We start from the raw sequence: 1,708 nt of genomic DNA, 5'->3' as shown, positions 1-1,708 counted from the left end.
AATAATTTTAAAAAAATTAAAATACATATCTGTTTTATTTTTTGAAGGGGATTTATATGTCAAAAAATAAAATAGATATAATAGATTTAATAAATAAAATCGTTTGGTGGATACCAATAAAAAAATACAGAGATGCATTTAGAAATTATCTTGTAGATAAATATACTAAACCAAATATATATACACCAGATATACCATATGGATATTCTTTAGATATAGATACGCATAATGAAAAAGTGATAAATTTATACAAAATTAGAAGAATTGAACATATTTTAATAGAAACTATAAATAGATGTAATGGAAAATGCTCTTTTTGTCCAGTAAGCGTTGGAAATGAGAAAAGAGAATACAAAAAAATGTCTTCAGAATTATTCAATAAAATTATAGATGATTTAGTAGAAATAAAATATAAAGGTAATGTGGGGATATTTTTTACTAATGAACCTTTTTTAGATGATAGAATAACAGAATTTGCTAAGATAGCTAAATCTAAATTACCTGAAGCTTTCATACATGTTTTGACAAATGGAAGTGTATTATCATTAGAAAAATATAAAGAAGCTTATAAATATTTGGATTTAATTCTTATTAATAATTACAGTAAAGACAATAAATTAAAAGATACAAATAAAGCTATTTATGAATTTTGTTTAAAAAATCCTGAATACAAAGAAAAAACAATAATACAAATGAGAGAAGAAGAACAAATTTTAAGTTCTAGAGCTGGGAATGCACCAAATAGACAGGATAATTTGAAAACTGTGCCTTATCTATGCCATGTTCCTGCTGTACAATTTGCAATAAGACCTGATGGTAAAGTATCATTATGCTGCTGTGATACTTATGGAGAAATGACAATGGGAGATTTAACTAAAAATTCAATTAATGAAATATGGAATTCAGATACATATAAAAAACTAAATAAATTAATGGTCAAAGGAAGAAATAAAATAAAGATTTGTAAATACTGTGATTTTATAGACTATGTCCCAGATAAATTAGAAGATTATACTGTAGAAGAAAAAATTAAATCGTATAAATTAAATAATCAGAGTATATTAGAAAATAAATGATATTTATATAATTCTATTTATTTTTAATAATATTCAATTAAATATATTAACGTTTTATTATATGCTTAATATTTTAACTTATAATAATACTTTATGTGCAATTACATGCAGTTCTATATAATTCATATAAAATATATTTAACTTTCTATTTAATAATTCTTTCTCTATACTTTCAAGTATAAATTTTTCTTCCAAAAAAGATAATATACCGAAATCTATATTATAATTGTTAAAAACATATTTTATATATAATGTTGTTCCAACATAATAATACCCATTATCTTCTAATACTTTTTTTATTATATTTCTTAGAATAGCTTTTTTATTTTTAAGTATACTGTTTTTATGTACAATAAATGTAACAATATATAAATTATGTAATTTTTGATTATAATAATTGAAGTTATTTCTCATTATTTCTGATCCTTGTTGTAAATTTTTATATAATAATATTATAGTTCATCATAACTATAAAAATTATTATATATAAAATTAGGGGCTGGCCCAGATAACTAAAAAAGCTCCTTTTTTGCTAAATTATATATAATTTCCAATTGTTTGTCAACTTTTGGATTATTAAATCTAAATTGACATTCTTTAATAAATAAGTGAAAATGTTCTTTTGGTATTCC

2 protein-coding genes are annotated in these 1,708 nt (G+C 21.3%); one reads left to right on the top strand and one right to left on the bottom strand.

What is annotated here, in order from left to right; genetic code table 11:
- Positions 1–56 precede the first annotated feature (56 nt).
- Positions 57–1,076 carry a radical SAM/SPASM domain-containing protein gene (locus tag Q0H31_RS13170; protein ID WP_295298929.1) on the top strand — a complete coding sequence of 340 codons (1,020 nt, stop codon included), beginning with the start codon at positions 57–59 and terminating at the stop codon, positions 1,074–1,076.
- Positions 1,077–1,154: 78 nt separating this feature from the next.
- Here Q0H31_RS13170 and Q0H31_RS13165 read toward each other — a convergent pair whose 3' ends face one another.
- Positions 1,155–1,490 (bottom strand): hypothetical protein, encoded by a 336-nt coding sequence (locus tag Q0H31_RS13165; protein ID WP_295298927.1) that lies wholly within the window; start codon positions 1,488–1,490, stop codon positions 1,155–1,157.
- Between the last annotated feature and the right edge of the window lie 218 nt (positions 1,491–1,708).

The sequence above is a fragment of the uncultured Brachyspira sp. genome (assembly GCF_934747485.1).
Classification (GTDB): Bacteria; Spirochaetota; Brachyspiria; order Brachyspirales; family Brachyspiraceae; genus Brachyspira.
The sequence above is the reverse complement of the archived record's forward strand: the minus strand, read 5'-3'. Positions and strand labels throughout refer to the sequence as shown.

Coding starts and splice junctions, on each gene's coding strand:
- Q0H31_RS13170 (WP_295298929.1), top strand. CDS start 57: ATGTCAAAAAATAAAATAGATATAATAGATTTAATAAATAAAATCGTT.
- Q0H31_RS13165 (WP_295298927.1), bottom strand. CDS start 1,490: ATGAGAAATAACTTCAATTATTATAATCAAAAATTACATAATTTATAT.